At 55.7% G+C, this 21,390-nt stretch carries 29 protein-coding genes; 6 read left to right on the plus strand and 23 right to left on the minus strand.

What is annotated here, in order from left to right; translation table 11 throughout:
* Position 1 precedes the first annotated feature (1 nt).
* The 7 genes from ABGT65_RS08030 to ABGT65_RS08060 all read right to left on the minus strand — a co-directional run bounded on the left by ABGT65_RS08030 (position 2) and on the right by ABGT65_RS08060 (position 4,083).
* Positions 2–586 carry a hypothetical protein gene (locus ABGT65_RS08030; protein WP_346701170.1) on the minus strand — a complete coding sequence of 195 codons (585 nt, stop codon included), beginning with the start codon at positions 584–586 and terminating at the stop codon, positions 2–4.
* A 5-nt stretch (positions 587–591) separates the two neighbouring features.
* Positions 592–1,044 carry a hypothetical protein gene (locus ABGT65_RS08035; protein ID WP_346701172.1) on the minus strand — a complete coding sequence of 151 codons (453 nt, stop codon included), beginning with the start codon at positions 1,042–1,044 and terminating at the stop codon, positions 592–594.
* A 110-nt stretch (positions 1,045–1,154) separates the two neighbouring features.
* A complete protein-coding gene (locus ABGT65_RS08040) occupies positions 1,155–1,475 on the minus strand; it encodes a hypothetical protein (protein ID WP_346701174.1) in 321 nt (106 codons plus the stop codon).
* On the minus strand, positions 1,472–1,786 hold the full coding sequence (locus ABGT65_RS08045; RefSeq protein WP_346701176.1) for a hypothetical protein: 315 nt from the start codon (positions 1,784–1,786) through the stop codon (positions 1,472–1,474). The genes ABGT65_RS08040 and ABGT65_RS08045 overlap by 4 nt, the downstream gene beginning before the upstream one ends.
* A 46-nt stretch (positions 1,787–1,832) precedes the next feature.
* On the minus strand, positions 1,833–2,942 hold the full coding sequence (locus tag ABGT65_RS08050; RefSeq protein ID WP_346701178.1) for a major capsid protein: 1,110 nt from the start codon (positions 2,940–2,942) through the stop codon (positions 1,833–1,835).
* 28 nt (positions 2,943–2,970) lie between these two features.
* Positions 2,971–3,357, minus strand: a complete 387-nt coding sequence (locus tag ABGT65_RS08055; RefSeq protein WP_346701180.1) for a hypothetical protein — start codon at positions 3,355–3,357, stop codon at positions 2,971–2,973.
* Positions 3,358–3,393: 36 nt separating this feature from the next.
* Positions 3,394–4,083 carry a hypothetical protein gene (locus ABGT65_RS08060; protein ID WP_346701182.1) on the minus strand — a complete coding sequence of 230 codons (690 nt, stop codon included), beginning with the start codon at positions 4,081–4,083 and terminating at the stop codon, positions 3,394–3,396.
* Between the two features lie 286 nt (positions 4,084–4,369).
* Between ABGT65_RS08060 and ABGT65_RS08065 the strand changes: the two genes are divergently transcribed.
* From ABGT65_RS08065 to ABGT65_RS08090, 6 genes are all read left to right on the plus strand, one after another.
* Positions 4,370–4,501: a hypothetical protein gene (locus ABGT65_RS08065; RefSeq protein WP_346701184.1), complete on the plus strand. Its 132-nt coding sequence runs from the start codon at positions 4,370–4,372 to the stop codon at positions 4,499–4,501.
* A 191-nt stretch (positions 4,502–4,692) separates the two neighbouring features.
* Positions 4,693–4,944, plus strand: a complete 252-nt coding sequence (locus ABGT65_RS08070) for a hypothetical protein (protein WP_346701186.1) — start codon at positions 4,693–4,695, stop codon at positions 4,942–4,944.
* Positions 4,931–5,116 (plus strand): hypothetical protein, encoded by a 186-nt coding sequence (locus tag ABGT65_RS08075; protein ID WP_346701188.1) that lies wholly within the window; start codon positions 4,931–4,933, stop codon positions 5,114–5,116. Before ABGT65_RS08070 ends, ABGT65_RS08075 begins: the two co-directional genes overlap by 14 nt.
* Positions 5,117–5,418: 302 nt before the next feature.
* Positions 5,419–5,637: a hypothetical protein gene (locus ABGT65_RS08080; RefSeq protein ID WP_346701190.1), complete on the plus strand. Its 219-nt coding sequence runs from the start codon at positions 5,419–5,421 to the stop codon at positions 5,635–5,637.
* A gap of 1 nt (position 5,638) precedes the next feature.
* Positions 5,639–5,848 (plus strand): hypothetical protein, encoded by a 210-nt coding sequence (locus ABGT65_RS08085; protein WP_346701191.1) that lies wholly within the window; start codon positions 5,639–5,641, stop codon positions 5,846–5,848.
* Positions 5,849–6,197: 349 nt separating this feature from the next.
* Positions 6,198–6,410 carry a hypothetical protein gene (locus ABGT65_RS08090; RefSeq protein ID WP_346701192.1) on the plus strand — a complete coding sequence of 71 codons (213 nt, stop codon included), beginning with the start codon at positions 6,198–6,200 and terminating at the stop codon, positions 6,408–6,410.
* Positions 6,411–6,414: 4 nt separating this feature from the next.
* On the opposite strand, the gene ABGT65_RS08095 is transcribed toward ABGT65_RS08090, so the two are convergent.
* The 16 genes from ABGT65_RS08095 to ABGT65_RS08170 all read right to left on the minus strand — a co-directional run bounded on the left by ABGT65_RS08095 (position 6,415) and on the right by ABGT65_RS08170 (position 21,388).
* Entirely contained in the window at positions 6,415–8,154 is a 1,740-nt protein-coding gene (locus ABGT65_RS08095) for a hypothetical protein (protein WP_346701194.1), read from the minus strand.
* Positions 8,135–8,380, minus strand: a complete 246-nt coding sequence (locus ABGT65_RS08100; RefSeq protein WP_346701196.1) for a hypothetical protein — start codon at positions 8,378–8,380, stop codon at positions 8,135–8,137. The genes ABGT65_RS08095 and ABGT65_RS08100 overlap by 20 nt, the downstream gene beginning before the upstream one ends.
* A gap of 12 nt (positions 8,381–8,392) precedes the next feature.
* Positions 8,393–9,787: a phage portal protein gene (locus tag ABGT65_RS08105; protein ID WP_346701198.1), complete on the minus strand. Its 1,395-nt coding sequence runs from the start codon at positions 9,785–9,787 to the stop codon at positions 8,393–8,395.
* 27 nt (positions 9,788–9,814) lie between these two features.
* Positions 9,815–11,281, minus strand: a complete 1,467-nt coding sequence (locus tag ABGT65_RS08110) for a terminase large subunit domain-containing protein (protein ID WP_346701200.1) — start codon at positions 11,279–11,281, stop codon at positions 9,815–9,817.
* A 10-nt stretch (positions 11,282–11,291) separates the two neighbouring features.
* Positions 11,292–11,897, minus strand: a complete 606-nt coding sequence (locus tag ABGT65_RS08115) for a hypothetical protein (protein ID WP_346701202.1) — start codon at positions 11,895–11,897, stop codon at positions 11,292–11,294.
* Positions 11,894–13,138, minus strand: coding sequence for a radical SAM protein (locus ABGT65_RS08120; protein WP_346701204.1), 1,245 nt, complete (start codon positions 13,136–13,138; stop codon positions 11,894–11,896). The genes ABGT65_RS08115 and ABGT65_RS08120 overlap by 4 nt, the downstream gene beginning before the upstream one ends.
* Positions 13,139–13,148: 10 nt before the next feature.
* Positions 13,149–13,562 (minus strand): GNAT family N-acetyltransferase, encoded by a 414-nt coding sequence (locus ABGT65_RS08125; RefSeq protein ID WP_346701205.1) that lies wholly within the window; start codon positions 13,560–13,562, stop codon positions 13,149–13,151.
* A complete protein-coding gene (locus ABGT65_RS08130; protein WP_346701206.1) occupies positions 13,549–14,142 on the minus strand; it encodes a hypothetical protein in 594 nt (197 codons plus the stop codon). The genes ABGT65_RS08125 and ABGT65_RS08130 overlap by 14 nt, the downstream gene beginning before the upstream one ends.
* Positions 14,139–15,065 carry a hypothetical protein gene (locus ABGT65_RS08135; protein WP_346701208.1) on the minus strand — a complete coding sequence of 309 codons (927 nt, stop codon included), beginning with the start codon at positions 15,063–15,065 and terminating at the stop codon, positions 14,139–14,141. The genes ABGT65_RS08130 and ABGT65_RS08135 overlap by 4 nt, the downstream gene beginning before the upstream one ends.
* Positions 15,062–15,556: a hypothetical protein gene (locus ABGT65_RS08140; RefSeq protein WP_346701210.1), complete on the minus strand. Its 495-nt coding sequence runs from the start codon at positions 15,554–15,556 to the stop codon at positions 15,062–15,064. Before ABGT65_RS08140 ends, ABGT65_RS08135 begins: the two co-directional genes overlap by 4 nt.
* A 150-nt stretch (positions 15,557–15,706) precedes the next feature.
* On the minus strand, positions 15,707–16,483 hold the full coding sequence (locus ABGT65_RS08145; RefSeq protein WP_346701211.1) for a hypothetical protein: 777 nt from the start codon (positions 16,481–16,483) through the stop codon (positions 15,707–15,709).
* A 32-nt stretch (positions 16,484–16,515) separates the two neighbouring features.
* A complete protein-coding gene (locus ABGT65_RS08150; protein WP_346701213.1) occupies positions 16,516–17,550 on the minus strand; it encodes a methionine adenosyltransferase domain-containing protein in 1,035 nt (344 codons plus the stop codon).
* Between the two features lie 73 nt (positions 17,551–17,623).
* Positions 17,624–18,040, minus strand: coding sequence for a hypothetical protein (locus ABGT65_RS08155; RefSeq protein ID WP_346701215.1), 417 nt, complete (start codon positions 18,038–18,040; stop codon positions 17,624–17,626).
* 106 nt (positions 18,041–18,146) lie between these two features.
* Positions 18,147–18,524: a hypothetical protein gene (locus ABGT65_RS08160; protein WP_346701217.1), complete on the minus strand. Its 378-nt coding sequence runs from the start codon at positions 18,522–18,524 to the stop codon at positions 18,147–18,149.
* A 42-nt stretch (positions 18,525–18,566) separates the two neighbouring features.
* On the minus strand, positions 18,567–19,526 hold the full coding sequence (locus ABGT65_RS08165; protein WP_346701219.1) for a site-specific DNA-methyltransferase: 960 nt from the start codon (positions 19,524–19,526) through the stop codon (positions 18,567–18,569).
* An 11-nt stretch (positions 19,527–19,537) separates the two neighbouring features.
* Positions 19,538–21,388, minus strand: coding sequence for a bifunctional DNA primase/helicase (locus tag ABGT65_RS08170; protein WP_346701220.1), 1,851 nt, complete (start codon positions 21,386–21,388; stop codon positions 19,538–19,540).
* Positions 21,389–21,390: the final 2 nt, after the last annotated feature.

Raw genomic sequence — 21,390 nt, forward strand, 5'->3', positions numbered from 1 at the left:
ATTATTCCTGTATTAAATTGTTATTACTTGCTTTTTCGTTCACAGGCTCGACAATGGGTATCGCCGCGCCGTCCTCCGTCTCCAGCAGGGGCAGGTAGTCCTCGTCCTCGTCGGTGTCGGTCGCGTCAATCATTGCGTCCTGCGGTAGTAGGATAGGAGCGTCGTCGTCACCTCCAGCGTAGTACTCGTAGCCGAGCTTCACGACCACGAAGTGCTGCTTGATGTTGACTTCCTCCTCAGTGTATATGGTCTGTCGCAGGTTGAACTTGTAACAGGACACCTCGCAGGTGAGGCTGTCGACCCACTCCTGCGCAAGCCGCTCTACCTGCTGGGTGCGCTCCACGTCCTCCACCATAACGCCGTTGTGCCACGGGTCAATGTCGGGAACGTAGATGTTCACCGTGACTACGCCCGTCTCTATCTCGTCGGGAACGCCAGTAGTGTATATCACCACGGCGTCCTCCTTGCGGCTGTCACGGGGGCGCATTCCCTCACGGTACACCTCGCCCGATATCTGCGTGTACAGCACGCTGTCACGTAGCATGCGGTAGATGTCGCCCTGTACTTGTTTTGAGGTCTTTGCCATATTCCTTACTTGGTGTTGTTACTAAATCCCAGCTGCCTGACCATCATCGGCAAAACACGCTCTGCGAGCTGTTCGGCACTGTCGAGAACGTCACGTCCCTTGGCTGACACGTAGGCTGCGTACTTCATACCAGCCACAACTATCAGAACATAGCCTTTCGGGTACTTCCGAGCGAGTTCGGCGGCGAACGCCTTGCCGTTGTCGCTGCCCTGCGTTCCTCCCGATATGGGGGCGAACTTGGACTGCCGCACCACCTTGCCGTCGCGGACAACGACGAAGCCCGTCGAGCTACGGAGGTTGTGCGTTCGGTCGGTGTAACCGCTGCTGGCGCGAGCCGCGTTGACGCACATCTCACCGACGTAGTTCAAGTTGTACTCGATGACAGCGAGCTGTCGTTCGAGCTGTTGCTTGATGTAGGCTTCAATCCTGCCCTGCGGTGTGGTTTGCTTGATTGGCATGTCTGATAGTTATTTTCTTCAAATTTCAACGAGAGCGCATCTTCTTCTTTCGGTTGAGTAATTTATTGCCCAAGGTCGTTAAAGTCGCTCTCGCGCAAATTCTCGCGTTTTCACATTGTCAGCCTGATTTGGCATACGGCTTCCAGCGGTTCGGCATACATCAGCGAGAACTCTCCGAGGTCTTGCCCGTCGAGGGTGCGCAGCCTCACCTGCTCCGCGTCAAACGGCTGCTCGTCAATGAGCACCACGTAGGACGCTATGGTGAAGTGTTCGCCGTTGGTTCGACCGAGGCGGTCGTTCCTGTTCGGTAGCAACTGGCACGGGATAGGCTCACCCCACTGCTCGTCGCCCTTTACTGGGAAGCCCGTCTGAGGGTCTATGCCGCCCCCTGTCTTGGTCTTGACCTCGATAGTTCCGTTCTGAATAATCATAGCCTGCTTCCTTTGTAGCCGTACACGGGCTTGTTCTGCAGTGCCTCCTCCTCGTCCATGAACTGGTCTCGCAGCGCACGTGCGCGGTTGCGCAGTTGTAGCCGCTGCTCGTCCGTGAATGAGTAGGACTGCCCACCTTGCGTGATGTCGGGGGCGAACGAAAGCCAAAGCAGGAGAGCCGCAAGAGCAAGGTTGAACGCCTTGCCCTGTAGAACCTCCTGCGTTGCTTCGCCGTCGAGCGCAAGTCCCCACCGCTCCGCTACCTCATCGAGGGTTCGTTGCGGTATGGGGTACATGCTAACACCCCTCAAACTGTCAAGTATTGTTGCAGCCATAGCTCGTCAGGCGGTTATTCGGTTAATCTTTCTCTGTCTTGTCTGCTTCAAGTACGTAGATACCGTCCGCGCCGTCGATAACGGGGATGCAGAGTGCCTGAGCTGCGGTGAACTCCTCAAGGGGGTCTGTCTTGGAGTACTTGGACACCAAGATATGGCTACCCGATTTCTGATAGTTCACAGCGGCGACAGGGTTGGTCTCCTCTGCCAGTGTGCCGTACACGAGGCGACCGACTACGGTGTCAGGAGTGCCGACGATGTTTGCCTCTGCCCAAGGCGATACGCTCTCCTTAGAGCCGTCCTGCTTCTCAACCTTGAATACGCTGTCCACAACATGGAAAGTAGCACCGTACTCGTCGCTGAGGGCGTCGAGGAACGTGCGGCGACCTGGCACGGGGAGCAGGGTCTTGTCAGTGATGACGTGGTTGAGATAGGTGGCTGCGAGGAGCTTGCCTTGTTCGCTGTGTCGGAACAGGTCGAAATACTTCTTCGATAGGTACACGTGGAGAATGCTGTTGCCGTCGGCGGAAGCCTTGTCGAACAACTGCTGCACGTCGTCCTGCGGAACGTAGCCAGTAGTTCCCCACGGCTGCGCGGTTGCGACGAAGATGTTCTCGTCCTTGTAGCCAAAGTTCGCGCGGATACCCGTTCCCTGATTGCCTGCGTCCTCCGAGCCGTCCGCCACGAGGACGGAGCCAGTAGAGAGGGCAGTGAGGAACATGATTTCCTTGCGTACCTCTACAGCCTTGATAGCCTTTACAGAGTCGTCGAACACCTTGCTGGCAATGGTAGCCTCGTCCGCGCCCTTGGCAATCATAGTGTTGATGTCGGAAATGTCTTTCTCGCCCTTGCGGAACTTCACTCCGATTTTAGGTATCAAGCCAGTCGCCTTGCTGATAGTGCTGCGGCTCTTGAGAGGCAGCGAGGAGTCCATTGACACCACGTCAGCGGCGACAATAGAGTGGTTTATTTCCGTAGCTCCCCAGTTCAGGTCGGCGGAGTATTCCTCCGTCAGCATGGTTTTGTGGAGCAGGGTCTGCTCGGTCGACTTGCCGTTGAATTTCTCAGTAATCTTGGTGATTACTGGACGGAAGTACTTGTCGATGTACTCCAAGAATAAACTTGCATTCATATCTGCTGATGTTTACTTTGGTTACTGATTAGAAAAGAAATTGGATATTGGGCAGTCCAGCCTTGATTTCCTCCGTAACTGGGTACGGGGAGGCAGCTGCGTTGACCTGTCCCATAGTCACGATAGCGGCACGTGGGTCTTTCTTGAGCACTGATACTTTCAGCACTCCGAGGTAAGACTTGCCCTCACCGAGGGTGTCATAAGCACTGCCAGTCACGCCGAGTGGCGAAACAGCCTTGGTTGTGTCGTCCTGCACGAGGATATGACCAGCCCGAATGACGTTCACGTCTGCTGCTACTCCCGACACGTCCAGCGTTCTACCGCCTGGAATGTCAGCCAGTGCTTTCACGATAACGACGGAGTCCTTGCCGCCGTCGATAAGGATTTGCTCCTTGTTCAATTCTGCAGTAGGCATAGTTGAAATCGAATTTTGGGTGAAACATTAAGTTGATTAGATGTTCAGCCTTTCAGCCACGGCTGCTGCCTCCTCCTCGGTCGCCTCTTGCGCTGCTCCCGACTGGTGGGTTGCGGCAGTGCCCTTGCCTCCATTGCCGAGCGGTCTGCCCAATACAGCACCGCGTGCGGATGTTTCCGAAACAATCGCCTCCACTTCTGCATTGGCTTCATCGAGCAGCGTCTTGAACTCATCGTCGGTGAGGGTGTCAACGCTGATACGGCTGTAGCCCTTGCGGAATTTTTCAGGCAGCTTGTCGATTACCGCTCCGAACTGCTGCTTGCGCGTTTCCGTCACACGTCCCTGTTTGAAGTTGGCGATTTCGTCGTGCAGAGGCTTCACGGCAGCAGCCACTGCGGCTGCTATGGTCTTTGCAAGGTCGTCGCCCCCTTGATTTGGGTCGGGCTTCGGGTCGGGTTCGGGTTCAGGTGCGCCCCCATCCACCTTCTTGCCGTCCTTCAAGCCGTGCTTCTTCTCGTAGTTGGAAACAGCGGTCTGAGTGGCTTCGGTAGCACGGCTGTCGCCGTAGCTTTCCAACACCTGCTGAAATGTTACCCCGTCAACGGCGGTCTTAACCTGTTCAGCGGTCGTGACAGTCTTCGCCAGCTTGTCGGCTATCCTGCCGAGAATTGTCGCGCTGACCCCTGCAAATTTAGTTGTCAACGCCTCCAAGATTTCCTTTCTCATATCGATATTTGAATTAAACTGTTGCTGTTATTTGCAAAAGTACAACAATTTCCCCGATGTGATTACAATAAAAGCACAAAATCTGCAAAAAAATTTGCTTATAAGATGTTAAGAGCCTGCTAATTAGGGTCATTTTTTAAGCCACTTTCTGAATTGGTCGGAAAAAGAAAAATAAACTTTTCATTAATTTTTTTCGGAAAAAATTTGGTAGATTGAAAAAAACACACGAACTTCGCGGTGTGATTACTTGATAATCACTTTTACAAACCTCAAAAATGACAGTAAAATGAAAAAGATGACTTTGAACTACAGCACTCGCGAAATCAACCGCAATTTCAAGATTAAGATATACGGCGTAGTTGACGGAAAGAAAGTGAGTGGCGGGCATAATTCTATTGTCTATGAGTTATTGTCCTGATTGCGGATGCAAAATGTACGGTGGAATATGCACTAACTGCCACGAGGAAATTATAATCGAGCAAGAGTGTATGGAATTCGGAATCCCTATGTCTGATGAGTTCTGTGCACGTCTTTCCGAAGTCAAGGAAAAACAAAAGGAATATGCAAAACGTGAAGATGTAAAACAATTGATTAACAAAAAATAAAGCTATGACACAGAATCAACCAAAGACCAAAGAGGCCGCAAGGGCCTGGGTAGATGCAGGTAAGCCCTGCACCTATCAGTACGGCTTCAGCTACAGAGGGGCAAGACAACGCCCTATCACCAACGAGGAGGCAAAAGAACGTATCGCCAAGAAGTGCTGGAGCTTCGGCATGGGCTTCTACGTGCTGGACTGGCGGAATTACGAGGGTCAGGATGTCTTATGCTTCAACGAGTATTCCGAGAATGACCTGTACTGATACTACCCCGAGCGCGGCTCAGTTCCGCACGGCTCGCAAGGAGCTGATGGCGATAGCCAACTGCTACGAGCCACGCAAGCGCAAGGTGCTTCGCGGAGTGTACTACGACCGCCAGCGCGGCACGTTCCGCTGGAGCGGTCAGGCTCACGACTACACGGTATGCGTCAAGTGACTTTCTTATACGGTCGTATTCGCTCGTATGTTCCGTATGCGGATTGTACGGGTGAATACGACACTATACGAAACATACGAGACAATACGGGAGATACTGTTACTGTAACTGATACTGTAACTGATACTGTAACTGATACTGTAACTGATACTGTAACTGATACTGTAACTGATACTGGGAATAGTATAACCTACTACGTAGCTTATACATGGATTCATTAAAATAAACCCCCTATAATCCCCCTTTGGGGGACTGGCGCCTCCACTACAAGGGTGGGGCGATAGGAAAAAACCAATAGCGATATGGCAAAAAAGCGATTCAAAATCAGAGCAAGGCTGGTGTTCAGCGGCGAAGTAGTGATAGCCGCCGCGACACGGCAGGAGGCAGAGGCGATTGCGGAGAAAGGTCTGCACGCGCTGCTGGGCAAGGTCGAGGCTGACCCGACCGCGCAGGAACGCATAACCGACTGGGAGTTCGGCACTCACGCCGAGGTCTCCGTGAACAGAAAGGAGGGCAAGTGATATGGCTGCTTTCGCTTGTGTTCAAGACATTTACCGCTGCGACCAGTGCAAGAGCGCGGCGGACATTCACGGACGGGGCTGCGCCCACGGGCTGATGTTCCCCGTCCTGCTCGTGATGGCTAACCAAACAAAATGCCCCAACTACGAGTTCGACCCCCGAAAGGTCGAGGAGCAGTGGCGGCGCAGAGAGGAGGAACGGCGCAATGGATAGGCAGGAGACAATCATTCGGGTGTCTTTCCACGAGGCTCCGCTGGCTCACCAGCCGCAGCGCAGGGACTTCTATTTCGGCTGCTTGTCGGCTATCTACGAGGTGTTCACGCCCGAGCAGGTCGGCTGCAAGGTGCAGAACCTGTGGAACGCCAACATCAGGGTCGGCAGTCCGTATGTGAACAGGCTGTGCGTCATCAGCCGCGAGCCGTTTGTCCGAAAAACGCGAGAAAAGCCCTCTCGCGCATCCGACAAGTTCGGGCAATAAATTACTCAACGGGAGCGGAAAAGTCCGTTCTCGTTGATTTTTGATAAAAATAACTGGTAATTTTGCATCAAAACTACTTCGAGTATGGCACAGACAGAGTTCTACAAGAAAAACGAAGCCGACAGGGTGTGGTGGGTCGATGACCCCGAACACATCGGGCAGCTCCGCTTCTCGTTCGACAGGCGGAAAGTGTATAACCTTTTCGCGGACTATCCGCACAAGCTCACGCAGGAGGAACGGCGCATCTTCGACGCGGAAAACCCCTACTGGGTGGAGTTCTTCAGGGACAGGGTGTAATGCCTTACTTGGCACTCCCTCCCTTGCCTTTCATCTGCTTGCTGGCTGCGGTATTGACATAACCCAGCATAGCCCTCAAATCCGATATTTCCTTGAACTTGTCAAGCTCAATCAGGAACGTACTCGATGTATATTGGGTACGTTTTCTTGCGCCAAATCGGTGCTTCAGCACGTCATTGTTGAGCTTTTTGTAGCCGTTGTCGGTGGCTGACTGCAATTCGAGGTACTCGTAGCCGCTCGCGGTCTTCCTCACGACGGCGGCGTGACCTCCCGTGATAAGAATGTACTCCTTGCCCTCGGACATCGTCGCCAGCAGCTTGTTGGACAGCGCGAAGTCGTTCTTGCCCACCTCCTTGACACCGCTCACGGCATCGTTTATCTTGTCCCAAGTGGTACGCTGGGAGAACGTAGTCTGGCTCTGCCCTCCTCGGAAGTCCCGTACCGACAATCCGCACCTGTTTCCAACGAAAGCGAGGCACAGCGAGGCGCACGAGCCAGCGGTCTTGTCGCCTCCTCCCACGCGCTTGACGATAGAGTCCAGCGTAGCCTCTCCCGACAGCGAGCGCACAGGAACACGGGCAATCCCGACGGCTTTCAGCCCCTTGATAAGATCCTCGAATTTCGCCTGCTTCTGCACGTTGGCAACGGGTGTGACATACTTGCCGTTGTCGCGCAGGAAGTACGGCAGCGACTTCGCCCGTGCCATGCGGTCGCGGTTGTCCTCCACCCACTTCTTGAACTCCTGTGGCACGTCCTCCACGCGGTTGACGCTGTTGCCGTCCAGCGGCTCGCCAGCCATAATACGGGCGTTGTCGGCGAATACCTCCTCGGGCGTTTTCAGTATCGAGAACGTAGTGCAGCGGCACAGCGGATGCCAGCCAGTGAACTTGAAGTCCTTGGGGTAGCAGCCCTTGCCCTTGGTTGCGTTGCTTCCGAGGGGCGCACTCAGCTCGTCGCAGATGTCGTAGAACGGAACGCCGTTCAGTGTGTGGTTGTTAGACAGCTCAATACGAATGCCTACGACGAAGTCCATCTGCTGGTAGCGGTCGTAGTCGCTCGTGCGGTAGGCGATGTTTGTCTCAGTAGCCGCGAGCCGTCGGGCGTTCTTGTAGCTGGAACGGTACACGCCCATGCCTGAGTGGTAGGCTTTCGCCGCCTTGGAGAGTTGCAGGTTTCCGTACTTGTCCCTGACCCTGCGGAACAGCTTGTTAGGCTCACGCAGATAGGAGCGCAGGCGACGGCTCAACTCGTCAGCGGACAGCCCGTCACCAAGCCCGATGTCAATTCCCATTTCAATCTCGCTCTTGAACTGGTCGGAATAGCGCCACACCCTGTCTGAGAGGTTCAGCCCGTTCTCTCGCCTTGTCTTGAACGCCGCCTGCGCCTCCGCATTGTTTGTGTAGTACGCCCTGCGCTGCTCGGGGGTAAGCTGCGAGACGTTCACCCCGAAGTATTCGTCCACCAGTGCGTCGTTCTTGTCGTTCCCGAGCTTCCATCCGAGGTCTATACCGTCGAGGACTACCGTCTGCACCCCGTTCCGCATATCGCTCAGGAGGCGGTCGACGCGCTGCTTGGTCATAGGGTAGTCGTCGAATGAGAACGGCTTTTCCCCGTCAACGGACACAACGGAGGCTATCAGCGCAGCCTCGCGCGAGAGTTCCTTGAACAGCTCGTCGATAGCTCGCTGAACAGCCGCCATGTTGCGCTTGTTACGGGCGTCCCACTTATTCGACCTTGGTGCCATTGGTAGCGCGTTTTTCGAAGCGTTCGCACTGTGGGTCTTTCAGGAACTTGCAGAACTTGCCGTTCTTGGACTTGTCGTCGTAGGGGCAGCGGCATAGCATTAGCGAGCCGTCGTATGCAAGTCCGCTCCAGTCGTAGGAGTACACACAGTCACGGCAGGTGTACTGGGGCTTCTGAGGCTCTTTCTTGCGCCTCGCAGCCGAGGTTGATGTTCTTCTTGTAGCCATAGTAGTTATTGTTTATATGGTTGGTTCAAATGCGTCCAGGGCCTCGTCCTCCGCTATCTCCTGCAGGGTCTTGTCAACGTCGGTAGAGTGACCGTACATTTCGATACTCTCGCGGTGGCTGATGAGCGGCTTGCCCCCGTTAGCGGTGGTGAGGTTGGTGATAGTGTCTTTCTCGTCCGTGATAGTGAACGGCGTGATGACGTTCTCAACGGGGAGGGCGTCGATGTCGGCGTGGTAGGAGGTCGGGAGCGACGCCTTGACAAACGCCTTGACCACGTTCACCTCGCGGTCGTAGAACTCAATGAGCCTGCCGCTCTCGTCTTTGACTTTCAGCTGGGCGTCGATGAACAGCTGCTTGCGGCTCTCGCCGCTCATAGGGTTGGACTTCATACTCTCATAGCTCCAGTCGGGGAGCTGCAACTGGGTGAAGAATGACTGGCGAAGCTCCGCCACGTAGAACTTGAGGTTCTCGACCGCCTGCTGCCAAGTGACGTACTGCGCCGCACTGCCTTTCGGATACTGCATGATTGAGCGGAACTCGCGGTCTTGGCTCTGCTCGTCGCCGTACTGTATCTGCTCGTCGGCGAACACGATGAACACGGGCTTGGAGTTCTTGCGGAGGTAGTTACCGTTGCGGCTCAACGCCCACTCAATCTCGAACACGATACGGCTGGTGTCCTCCCAAATGGGGGTCGGTCGGAACGTGTACACGGCAGGTATCTTGCCGAGGGCGTTCACCTCGTCCTCCATTACCTCCCAGCCGCTGTTACGTTCGTTGCTCCACTTGATGTGGCGGTCTGCTGTGTAGGCGTCGAAGTAGGATACGGTCTTGCCGAGCTTCTTCCGTGTGTAGCCCACGGACAGGGCTATCATATCCCCGTACTCGTCGAACAGTGGGTACAGCTCGTCACCCAGCATTGGGGAGAAATTGCGGCAGCGCATCTTCAGGGGCGAGTTGAAGCCGTAGATGTTGTTCCGCTCCTCGACGGCGTACCATAGGGTCATTACCTCGCACCCAGCGAACAGCATGTTGCACCGCTCGATGTTCACGCTGTCTATGCGGTTGCGCTCGTAGATTTTCTCGATGTACGCCGCCACCTCCTTCTGCCGCTCGTTCTCGGGCTTGTACACGCGGCGGACGGGAATGCCCGTTATCAGCTCCGTCATACGCTTTGTAGCGAGCTGCTGGAGGTTGCAGGTGATGCGCGTCACAAGTTCCACCGAGCCGTCGTCGTTGGTGATGTCGGGGTACTGCGCCTTGCACATTACGGGGTGCTTGCGTGGGTCATACTCGTGCAGCAGTCCGCGCCTTCCGCCCCACGAGGGGACAATGACGGACTTGTCTTTGAGGGCTGCTATCATAGCTGCTGGTGTCAGCCCTGAATTGAGGATTTCGTCTATAGTCATACCTGTAGAAATTATTGGGTTGAACAATCAATACACTTGTCGCGACAGACGCTTGCGGTCTATCGGCTTGAACGGGTTGCTGATATGGTAGTCCACCGCATAGCAGAGGAGGTCAACGAACTCGTCGTGAGGCTTCGACGGGAAGCCGCAAATTTCATCCTCGAACGCCTCGTTCCACGCCCCGTCAACAAGTATTACACGACCGCTCTCAACCGTTGGCGAGGCGGCAAATAAACGTGTTTCCTTGCTGTCTTTCGGGGACTTCGTACACACTACGTTGAACGGGGTGTTCTCTTTCAGCTGGTCTATCACGGAAAGCCCGTTCGCCTTTGGCTCAATGCGTATTGAGCTGCTGGCTGAGTAGCCGTGCTCCGTGACATACGGCGGTATGAAGCGCAGCAGGTCGGGGAACTTCATATTGACCTTGTGGGCGTGGGTCACGTAGAGGTCGCCTCCTATCTTGCAGGTGGCAATAATGCCCGTCGGGTCGTTACTGGTCTTGTCAGTGTAGGCGGTATCGAGGAAGAACACCACAGGCTCGCTGCTGTGTATGCGCTTGAAGTCGTGCGGCGAGACGTGCTTGAACCAGTCGCGCTTGACGATGTTACCGCCTGCGACGGTAGGACGCTGCTGGTACAGGGCTGCGAACGTCCTCGGGCTGCGCTGCTCGGTGGCGGTGAGCCGTTCGAGGGAGTGCCGCTCCTCCCATAGTGCCTCTCCGACCTCACGGGGGTCTTCGGGCAGGGTAAGGTCTTCCCGTATGGCAGGTATTCGGATCACCGTCCACTTGTCCGCCTCGCGGTCGAGGAGCCGCCCTGCCAGGTCGTCCTCGTGCCAACGGGTCATAATCAGTATCTGCTTGCTCTTGTTGTGCAGACGGGTGAGGAACACGTCGGTGTACCAGTCCCAGTTGCGGTCGCGGTAGGTCTGCGAGCCAGCCTCGATAGCGTCTTTGACAGGGTCGTCGATGATACCCAAGTCCACGGGCGTACCCGTGAGCGAGCCGCCCACGCCGACAGCCTTGTAGAAGCCCCCGAAGCCCACTGTCTCGAACAAGTCCACGTTGCGCAGCCAGCCCCTGCGCGCGTCGTTCTTCACGTTGCTGTTGTTCAGGTACGTGTTCGGGAATACGGAGGCGTACTCGGGGCTGTCTATGGTGCGCTGAATGGAACGGGAGAACTGCTGGGCGAGGTCTGCGGAATACGAGCTTCCGACAATCTTCATCAGGGGGTTGCGCCCCAGTACCCAAGCAGGGAACTTGCGGCTGACTATCTCGCTCTTGCCGTGCTGGGGAGGAACGAACAGCATTAGGCGGTCAGTACCCAGCGTCCCCTCGATGAGCTGCTGGCACTTTTCCGCGATGAGCGTATGGAACCACTGTCGGCTATACGAGGGCATAGTGTAGTCGAGAAACACGGGAAAACGCTCCGCCGCGCTCCTCCTGTGCAACTCCCTTTCCAGTTCCAATTCTCGCATTGCCATATCGTAGTCCATAGTTCGTCCATCAACTGTTCCTGCTTGCCCGTATCTTGTCTATCTCGGCTTGTATCTCCTCCTCGGTCATCTTCTCGGCAGGTATCAGCGGTGTGCCGTCCTTGCCCGTGACCTCGGTCTTGGTAGCTGCGTACAGCCCGAGGAGCTTGCGCCTCTCTGCGAGCTGCTGGCGTATCTCCGCAATGTAACGGGGGTCGCCCAGCCCAACTACGTTCTCCGTGGTATTCTCGCGCTTGACGGTCTGTATCTCGGACTGTTCGCCTACTGGCTGACCGTTGCCGTCCGTGACGGGTACGGGAACGCCGACGCGCTTGTTATACTCACGCACCCAGTTCTCCTTGCTCTTGTCCCACTGCTCCCATAGCTCGCACACCGCGTCGTCGATACGTTCCAGCTCCAGCTGCAGACGCTGGTCAACGTCGTTGATACGGAGGCTGCGCCACTCGTCGAGGAGGTCTTGAATGTCCCTCCAAATGGTGCGTGTGGAGCAGGTGGTGTTCATACGGCTGCTCACCTCCGCCGCAATCTTCCTTATGCTCCAGCCGCGCTTGTACAGGTCGGCTACTATCAGCATCCGCCCCTGCTTGATGTGGTTTCGTCTTGATGTGTTGCTCATAATGTTCTCTCCTTGTTGTAGGTGTAGATGATATTCCCGTTCTCGTCCTTGCCCGACGGCTGCATCACGCCCTCGAACATCTTGTACGGGCTTTGCCCTGCCTGCGGATTGTTCCACAGCCAGCGCATATACTCAGCCATACTCATACCGTAGAACTGGGCGCGTTTCTCGGAGCTGTTGGCGTTGAAGCCGACTGCCCGTCCCCAGTCGTACTGGTGCAGGCTCTCAATGTCCGCCTTGATGTCGTCCCAGCGCACCGAGCCTTTCGCCTTGGCTATCTGCAGAGCCTCGCAGAACTGCCCTTTGGAATAGTTCCAGTCAGCAGGCAAGCCGCAGCACGAGCCGTTGCAGCACAGCTCCTTGAAGTGCGCGTCGGACACGTAGAAGCGCATACCGAGTTCCTCGCAGAGGGCTTGCATATTGCGTATGAAAGGTGCTTTCACCTTGCGGTTGAGACGCAGGTAGCCCTGAGAGACGCTGTACTTGATGTAGAACTGCATGAGGTCGAAGCCGCACAGCTCGTTGAACACTGGCATCCACTCCTTGAGGGTCTGCGACCGCCGCTCTACGCAGAAGAACTCCGTTGAGAGAGCCGTCGCGCCCCTGTTGCCAGCCTCCCGTATCAGGTCGAGGTAGGTGGGGGTAGATACGCCAATGATGAACGGGCGCAGTCGCAGGGTAGCCCCTCCAGCGTCAGCCTCGGCAATGCGCTCGATAGCCTCCAGCCGAGCCAGCGGTGAGGGTACGCCCCGTTCTATGCGTCGAGCTTTCTCCTCGTCGAGGGTGATGATACTGAACTTGAAGTTCCAGTTCTTCTGCCCCCGTACCAGCTCCATGTAGCGTTCGTCCTGCGTCCACCACGTAGCCTTGGTAGAGAAGCACAGAGGGTAGTCTATCTCCTTGAAGAAGCGCAGCAGCTCGAGGGTCACTCCGTACTTGCGCTCGAAGCCGTCGAACTGGTCTGACAGTCCGCCCCACTGCATCACGCGGCGTTGCTTGATGTACTCAGCGAACTGCCCTGCGTGCTCGTCGGGGTGCAGGAACATCTGCTTGATTTTCTTCACGTTCACGGGGTTGACCTCCTTGGCGAGGTAGTGTTCTTTCGCGCCCCCGATACCGCGCTGGTACTGGGAGAAGCAGTAGATGCAGCCGAATGAGCAGTTGCTGTAGGTGTCGAACGTCATCGGCATAGAGCAGTCGGCTATCTCCGCAGTCCATCTTGGTGATTGATAATATGCCATAGTAGTATGATTATTTGATTGTTATCTCCATTTCGTAGTCGCTTCCTTTCACGTCCACTATCCTTGCCCCGAGGTGCAGCCAAAAACCGTGAGCGTCCTCGTTCATAGGGGTGCGGAACGTGAGCTTGTACAGCCCGTTCTGCTTCATACGGGCGAGCAGGTCGAAAAGCACCCTGCGCCCCATTCCCGTGCCTTGGTATTCCGTGCGGACGGCTATCTCAATGAGGCGGACGTGGTCGCGGCAGCGGTTGGCGTAGTAGAACGCGACGGGCGTATCACCCTTGCTCCACACCTTGCTCCACACCTTGCCTCCAGTAACGTAGTCCAGCCTGCGGAAATAGTTGTACGACTGCTTCGCCACGGGCGAGCCGCAGTTGTAGCAGATGTCCTTCACGGCGGTGTCGTTGTAGTCACTTGTTGTCATTGCAGTACTCCTCCTTTCCTATAGCTTTCAGTATGGCGGTCAGTTCCTCCTCTATGGTTGTCTGAGCCGTGTTGAACTGCAGAACCTTGACCCCGATAGACTGCCACTTGCGAGCAGCTACCATAGCCTGCCTCTGCTTGGTTATTATCTTGGGGAAATTGCGCTTCCCGTTGCCGTACTTGCCGTTGCTGCGGCTCGTCAGGCGGTCGTATATTGTCTTGCTGTCCGTCCACAGGCTCACCAGCGGGTGGCGGTCAGCTTTGAACATGGCGTTTGTGAGGTTCAGACCAAAAGTATTCATGAAGCTACCCTCGCAGATGATTGTGTCGGAATTCCTCAATCCCTCCTCTACGACTTCGGCGAGCCTTGATGTGCAGCTCGCCCCGTTCTCGTTGGTGATACGGTCAACACCCCCGAAGCGAGTGACGCCGTATTTCCCAGCGAGGCACACGCTGCCTTGTGCGCAGTACGTCACGTCAGCCTGTATTCGGTCAACACCCCCGAAGCACTCGATGAGTGCCCACGCGAGAGCCGACTTTCCGACGGCATTTGTGCCAGTTATGAATATGCAGGTTTTCATTGCTTGTACTCGTTCAAAAATCGTTTGTCATACGTCTCAGCCCTGAACTGCCAAAGGGGGAGCCACGACACGCCGCCGCCAGCCCGTTTGCCCGTCGAGGACTGCAATTTCACTATCTCCCTGCGCATACGTTCTATGTAGTAACCGACCCAGCGGCTTCCCCTCAATACGTGCTTCTTGTAGGCGCATAAGGTGGTCTCGATGCTCCATAGCGTCTTGTGCCTCGGGTTGATAGGCAGCTCCTGAATACGGTTCACGATGTAGCGCAGTCCGCTGTTCAGTACGGCTATGGTATCTTCGGGCAGGGTCTTTCCCGTGCGCCCAGTGTACGCCTCATTCTCCAGCCCGAGCGCGAACACAAGCCCGTTGCGGCTGCTCTCCGCCTCCCGTATGTCGAACTGCACCCCGATAGGAATGCCGCCGATGTTGTACAGTAGCTCCGAGTAGAGGAACATTGTAAAACGCCCGAACTGCGCCACGTCGAAGCGGTCGAGCAGCAGGGCGTACCTTTCCGTAGGAGTTTGTCCCTCCGCCAAGAGGTTGTTCAGGGCTTCGGCTTGCAGGTCGCTCCCTCCGCACCACTGCCGTATGTGCTGGCGGTAGCTCTCGAACACGCCCACGAACTGGTTGCGGCTGCGCACCCAAGCGCGGTCTGTCTGAAAGATGAGCTTGTCGCGGTTTGCAGCCCACCACCGCTCCAGCCTCGGCACGTCCACCGTCTGATAGTCGGGAAACTCGTTGTACATGAAGTACGTCGTCGGGACGCAGTAGTTGGTGCTGAAAAGGAAGCACAGCCACAGCCGCTGCTCCTCATTCAGCTCGTAGCGGTCGCACAGGTAGCGTATAGCCTCTATCTGAGGGTCTATGTCGAGCGCGCGGCTGCTGTCCACGTGGTAGCGTATGTAGTCTGCAATCCTGTTCATAGCTTCATAATCTTGTACGGGGTCACGGGAACGCCCGAGAGGGTGTCTAATTTTGCGCGAGAGGCAATATCACGGGTCGAGGCAATAAAGTACCCAGCCGAGGTCTCAAAAGCCCAAAGAGGGCGTTTTTCGTTGCGCAGAGCGTACATATATGGCGATCCGTCAGCCTGCACCCCGAGGACTATGCCTGCGAACGAGGCTCCCGTCTCCTTGCCGATGCGTCGGAACGGGTCGCCAGCGAGAGCGTCGAGCAGCACCAGCTCCCCGTCGTTCTCCGACCGCAGGGTGTAGCCGCTGCGCTCCTCCATCTCCTCCTTTGTCCCCATATCCACCGTGCCGTTGAATACGAGGGCGACGCCCTTGTCTGCGTACACGATAGGCTGGTTGTTCTCAGGAACGAGGTAGTCGCCGCTTGTGCAGTAGCGGTTGTGGAAGATGATGCGGTCGGGCAGGGGGTCTGGGATAGCGTCCGTTACGGCTGCATACGACACACTACGGACGTATCGCAAGCGTCCGCCCGTATCAATCCAAGCAGCCCCGAAAGCGTGAACGCCCCGTATGCATGACTGCTTGCACAGAGCTACGAACTGAGCCCGTGACCCTCCCTTGCCTGAGAAGCCGACCACACCGCACATAGCGCGTCAGCCCTCCTCCGCTGTCTCCGACGGCAGCAGCTCGTCGATGTTGTACACCACCTTGTCGATACTCGGCAAGCCTACGAGCTGTGCTACCTCCTCGGCGCGGCTCTTGGGGAACACGATGATGATACGCTCCATTGCCGTCTCGTTGCTTCCCTCAATCTTCGGGAGGTCGTCTGGGTTGATGTCCTCACCCTGCAACTCGGCAGGAAGCCCCGTCGGGTCGAACGTGTCCTCGTCCTCCTCGCCAGTGAGGTCGCCAGCAGGAGCGGCAGGGCTTCCGCTGCTGAATGTCGTTTTTTCGGGTTGCCATACGTCCACACCCCAGCTGCAGAGGTCTTCAGCGTCCCACTCGTTGGCGAGTTTGTCGAAGTCCCACTCACCGAACGAGGCGTTGTCGGCGATGATGAATTCTTTCTTCTCCGCCTCCGAGAGCGAGGAAGCCTTGACAATCTGCAGCGTCGGTTTCTCCAGCCACGACTGCCAGGCTGCAAGCAACGCCTCCTGTTCCGCCTTGGAGAGCCGCTGGTAGTTCTTCGTCCCTGCGAGTGTCTTGGCAATGTCGTCGAGTGGCATTTGCGCGATACGGCTGAAAGCCCTCAGACGCATGTTACCGCCGAGAGCTATCATCTTCTCGTCCACCACTACGGGACGTACCTCAATCATCTTGGGGAACGACAGCAGACGCTCCACCAGCAACGCCAGTTTCCGCTCCGTGATGGTACGGGGGTTGGCTGAGTTTACTTTCACCTGCGACAGCAGTACTTTTTCTGTTTTCATCTTATAACTATTTGAATATTAGTAATTTACAATCACTCCCACGCTTTGTCCTGTTGATACTCCCCGAACAGCCCGAAACGGCACATAGAGGCGTATATGGGGGTGTCGAGGTGGTATGCTTTGCGCAGTTCGTCGGGGTTCATGGTCATTTGACCCTGCAGAAGCACGTTTTCCGCCCTGTCTTTGACGAGGACGTCCACCTCCTGCTTACCTATGCAGCAGGCGAGGGAAACAAACACGTCGCACTTGTTTTGGGATGCGTAGTTCTTGGCGAGGCGGCGAGCCGCGAGGTTGAGAGTGAGGTCAGCTTTTGTGCCGTCTTTCGTCCACGGCGAGCCTCCGCCGATGATGCAGTTGCCGCCGTAGAAGTCCACCGCGAGCTTGCGCCCAGTAGTGCCGCAGTCGGCTATTGAGGAGTGCCGAACGTAGCGTCCCGTGCCGTTGACAATTAGCTTGTAGCGACCGCGCAGCCGCGAGCGTATGAACCGCTTGACCTTGCCGACGGGGGTATCTTCGAGCAGGGGGATAGCCACTATGACCTTGGAGAGCCGCCCGTCCTCTATGACTACCTGCGTCTTGATGTCGAGTCCGCCCAGTCCGCTGTGGAAAAGCTGGTAGCAGAGCCGCTTGGCTATGGTGTGGTCGTCGGGCATTCCGCAGGTCTTGGGGGTGTAGGTCGCCATACCGTGGAAAATGCCTTGGTCACCCCAGCCTCTGTTCCCGTCTACGCCCTGCGCGATGTCGGGTGACTGCTGGCTGATATATATGCCCACGTCGAGGAGGTCGCCGCAGATAGCGTTCTCGTGCCCCCACTTCGCCATATAGTCACGGGTGTAGCCTATGCCGTTGACGGCAGCGCGGACGTGCGAGGCTATCTCCTCGTTGCTCATTGTGTACTTGGAGGACACCTCGCCGCCGAGGTTGACGCGCCACCCCTTGATTTGTACCTCGACCGCATAGCGCGTGTCGGGGTCATGTTCGATGTATCGGTCGAGCAGCCACTGACTGATGTAGTCGGCAATCTTGTCGGGGTGTCCAAGCGACACGTACTCTGAAACTCGTATCATATTTGTTTTGAATTGATTATTTCCTGCAAATGTACTGAAAAACGCTTATAATATAATCACTTTTACCCCAAAATCACTCTTTTTGAGGCGAAAAAGACCCTGATATTGCACTTTTAAGCAGCAAAACCGTGTCATTGCTCACGAGTTTGTCGGGCGTTGTGCGGAATACCCTCCAGCCGAGCAGGGCTGCGGTATTGTATTTCTGCATGTCGGAGAGGAAGCCCTGCGGACGGACGTGCCGTCCCCTCGTCCAAACTCCGCCCTCCACCTCGACCGCTATCTTGTAGAGCGGCAGGGCGTAGTCGAAACGCCACTTGCGCGGCTTGTAGAAGCGGTATTCCTTGACGCATTCCGCCCCGAGCTGGGAAGCGCACAGCCGCGTGAACAGGTCGTGTTCAGGGGGAGGCGGCGTCTTGGTCTTACGAGTTATTTTTCCCGAATTTTGCGCGAGAGGTGTTTTCTTACTTCGGGTAGGTACTTTATTGTCCATAGTCTTTTTACGTTGTTTCTCGTTGTTTTCTCGCCCTCTACACGATTTATCGCGGCGCGCGCTGGGCGCACCACGATAAACCTTGTGTCAGTGGCTTGCGGTAAAATCAGAACGGCAGGTCTTCCCCGTCGTAGGGGTCGAACGCCTCAGCCCCGAGCGTCCCGTTCACCTGCATTGTCTCCTGCTTGCGCTCCAACGGGCGCAGCCCCCCGAGGATAGGAACGGCGTTGCGCTGCTCCTCGGTCATAGCCTCACGCTGCTCCTTGGGAATGTTCACCTTGACGCAGTGCGTGTCGTTGAACTGGGGGTTCTGCATCTCAATCGCGTTTAGATTGAGGTAGCAGCCCTTTTCGCCGAGAAACATGCCATCGCAGTCATCCACGGGGATAATCAGACACCGCTTTGTAGTTGTTTTTCCCTTGATGTTCTTTAGGAACGCTCCCTTGAGTTTCAGGAGGTCAATTTTAATTCCAAAATTGCTCATAATGTTGTAATTTAATTGGTTAATTATTTGCGTTCATTTAGGTTAAATGAATAATCCGAGTTCTTTTCTCATTCGCTTATTGGCGATTTCTATGTATTCTGGATTTAACTCGAACCCGATATATTTGCGGTTTAATTTTCGGGCGACTATGCCTGTTGTTCCGGAACCCATAAAAGGGTCGAGTACGATTCCATTTTCTGGGCATCCGGCCAATATGCAGTCCGCCACCAATTTCTCGGGGTACGTCGCAAAATGCGCTTCTTGCAGGGGTTGTGTTGGGACTGTCCATACGTCTCGTTTGTTCCGAAATTCCCTGTCGATATATGCGTTGCCGCTTTTTGTTCGGTAAAACTTCTCAGGGGTCGCCGTGTATTTGTTTCCTCCGTATCGAGGCGCATTTGTCGGATTTGTCCGGATTGTTCCTCTTGTTACGGACTTTTCATGTATAGCCTCACAGTCGAAATAATATTTTGGGGATTTGGAGAGCAAGAAGATATATTCATGGGATTTCGTACATCGGTCTTTTATACTTTCCGGCATGGGGTTGGGCTTTGCCCAAATAATATCCTGCCGCAGAAACCAGCCGTCTGCCCGTAATGCAAAGGCCAGCATCCAAGGTATGCCGATGAGGTCTTTTTTCTTGTATCCGTCGAATTTCTTGATTATGTCCGAACACCCAACAGTCCCTCGATTTGTACCCTGTTTGTATTTCATGGCATTGTCAGGATATTTTGCTGCGCCTTTTCCGCTGCCGACATAGCAATCTCCAATGTTTACCCACAATGTCCCAGCAGGGGCTAATATTCGCCTTACCTCATGGAATATTCCGACCAATTTCTGTATGTATTGTTCTGGGGTGTCTTCCAGCCCTATTTGCCCTTTTACGCCATAATCTCGCAGGTTGAAATATGGAGGGGAGGTAACACAACAATCTATGCTATCGTCAGGCATATTGTGTAATCCAGTAAGGCAGTCGGTATTGTATATTATATTAGTTTCCATAAGTTTCCATATTAGAATGGGCAGTCGTCGTCTGGCAGGTCGTCGTCGAACGGGAATTCCAGTCTGCTTGCCTCGAACGCCTCTTCGTACTGGCGTTTCTCCTCCTCCACGAGGTGGTTGCTGTTGTCCCACGTCGGGTCGAGTTCGCTGCCCTGCACCGTGGGTGTGTAACGCCCGTTGTTCAGGTTGTAGCGGAAGAACGCGCTGCCAGTCTCTCCGAGGTGTCTGAACTTGACCTTCTGAACACGCACCTCGACCGTGTTCTCTGCGCGGTGGCGGTGTACCACGATGCCGAAGTCCGCCTTGTTGTAGAAGTTCGCCGAGCCGCTGATGTCGTACAGGTTGGGTATCTCGATGTTTCCCTCCTTGTTCTTCTGCATCTTGGTCGGGTGCGCCATGAGGATAATCAGCACGTCGTTGCGCTGGGCGAAGCTCGTGAGCTTGTCGAGCAGGTTGCTGATGTACTGCGTCTCGTTGGAGCGTCCCTGCTCGTTCTCCAGTCGGTTGTACGGGTCGATGACCAGCCCCTTGATGCCCTTGCGGCGCACGAGGTACTTGGCTCGATCCAGTATGCTGTCCACCTTGTAGTCGGATTCGGGGGCAATGAAGAAGAAGTCCCTCTCCAGCCGTTCCTTGACCTGTCTGTATTCGCCGTAGGTCATTGTGTTGCGGCTGAACTTCTTGCCCACGAACTTCTCGATGAGCTTGCTGGCGTGATACGCGAGGGGGAAGTTCTCAGGCGAGAAGTAGGCGAAACGCCAGCCGTAGCGGATATTCAGCCGTTCCGCTATCTCGTCGATGAACTCCGACTTGCCGCTGCCTGGGATACCCGTCACCACGCACAGCCTCTTGGTCTCAAAGGAGAGCAGGCGGTCGAGGTTGTCGTGACCTATGGTCAGTCCCCGTTGCAGCCCGTTCTCGAAGATAGCGTCCAGCGAGGTCTCGAAGTCGCTCACCGTGAACACGCCCTCGTACTTGATTTCGGGAGCGTCGGCTATGCATTTCAGCAGGCTCTCCCGTCCGTAGCGCATCAGGTGCTCGTTCGCGTCCTTGCAGCCCTCGCCGTACTCCAGCACCCTGCATCGCTCCGCACCAAAACGGCGTAGCAGCTCGTCGCGCAGCACTACGCCCTTGGTGTCGGTGTCGGAAGCTATGTAGATTGTCTCCTTGTCGTCGAAGTACTCCTCGATGTAGTCGTCGAGGTAGGACAGATTGGCATTAGCCCCGTTGGGGACGCTCACCACGTCGTGCCGTCCGCACTCGTAGAACGTCAGCGCGTCCATCTCGCCCTCGGTGATGATGCACTCGGAGCAGCCCTTGATAGCGTCGATGTTGTAGGGCAGGAGTTCCGCCCCCGACACCAGCTTGAAGCACTTGTCGCCCGTGCGGAACTTGGTGTTCACCAGCTCGCCGCCTCGGTAGTAGTTGAACTGTATGGTGTTCGCCTGCCCGTTCTTCTGCGGCATCCATTCCGACCCCTCGGTGATGCGCATGGCGGTGAGTGTAGCCGTGCTTATGCCACGGCTGGCGAACCACGCCACCGCCCTGTCCGAGAGCCGAGGACTGCCCGTTGACTTGGGCTTCTTGTAGGTCTTCGGCTCGCGTCGTATCTGCTTCGGGGTGAACCACGGCTGCTGCTCCATCCACCGCTTTTTCTCGTCGTCGGTGTACTCTGTGGCGTTGCCTGCGAAGCCGCAGTAGTGGCAGTTGAACGCCCCAGTGGCGAGGTTGCAGGAGAGGGACTTGTCGCGCTTGTCGTGACGCTGGTCGCGGCACTGCGGACAGTACACCTTGATGTTGCCCGAGGTGCGCCCGTGTGGTATGCCCTCGATGCCGAACTTTTCCCAATTGAAACTGCTCATAC

Source organism: uncultured Alistipes sp., from assembly GCF_963931675.1.
Classification (GTDB): domain Bacteria; phylum Bacteroidota; class Bacteroidia; order Bacteroidales; family Rikenellaceae; genus Alistipes.